The 792-nt window shown below is 43.9% G+C and carries 3 tRNA genes and 1 rRNA gene; all 4 read right to left on the reverse strand.

The annotated features are described in order from the left end of the window. Positions 1-91 (reverse strand): 23S ribosomal RNA (locus ACTS60_RS03345); the annotation flags it as partial. A gap of 344 nt (positions 92-435) precedes the next feature. Further along, positions 436-511 (reverse strand) — tRNA-Val (locus ACTS60_RS03350). 38 nt (positions 512-549) lie between these two features. After that, positions 550-625 (reverse strand) — tRNA-Ala (locus tag ACTS60_RS03355). A 29-nt stretch (positions 626-654) separates the two neighbouring features. Next, positions 655-730 (reverse strand) — tRNA-Lys (locus tag ACTS60_RS03360). Positions 731-792: the final 62 nt, after the last annotated feature.

The following is a 792-nucleotide window of genomic DNA, read 5'->3' on the forward strand; positions in this document are numbered from 1 at the left end:
TACTACCTAATCTGGGCTTATCGCAAGTTAATACGTCCTTCATCGCCTCTGACTGCCAAGGCATCCACCGTGTACGCTTAGTCACTTAACCATACAACCCGAAGGAGTTTCGAGTTGATGAACAAGTCACCAAAGTTGTCTGCAATTAACTCTTTGCTTTCACTTTGAAAAGTGAAGACAAACAGGACATGATGCAGACTCGATTTTGCCGGACTCAATTTTTCTTCTACCTTACTTTAAAAAAGTAAGACAAGAGCCAAGAACACTTGAATGTGTTTTATTGGTGTTTGTCATAAAGACAAACATTGAGAACTTTACAATCAACAATAAATTGTTGATTTGTCAGCTTTCCAAATTGTTAAAGAGCTAGATTTTCTAATGAAAACCATTTTTAAACACACTCGTCTTTCTATTTAAAGAAAATATGCTTAAAGATGGTGGGCGATACCGGGCTCGAACCAGTGACCCCCTGCTTGTAAGGCAGGTGCTCTCCCAACTGAGCTAATCGCCCACATTAGTTTTACTTCTTGTGGAAGAAGGTTTTCAAGATGGTGGAGCTATGCGGGATCGAACCGCAGACCTCCTGCGTGCAAGGCAGGCGCTCTCCCAGCTGAGCTATAGCCCCTTCTTGAGAGTCATTTCTAAAAGAAGAAATGGTGGGTCGTGCAGGATTCGAACCTGCGACCAATTGATTAAAAGTCAACTGCTCTACCAACTGAGCTAACGACCCAATGGTATCCCGTAGGGGAGTCGAACCCCTGTTACCGCCGTGAAAGGGCGGTGTCCTAGGCC

The sequence above is a fragment of the Vibrio sp. WZ-1 genome, from assembly GCF_052037695.1.
Taxonomy (GTDB): Bacteria; Pseudomonadota; Gammaproteobacteria; order Enterobacterales; family Vibrionaceae; genus Vibrio.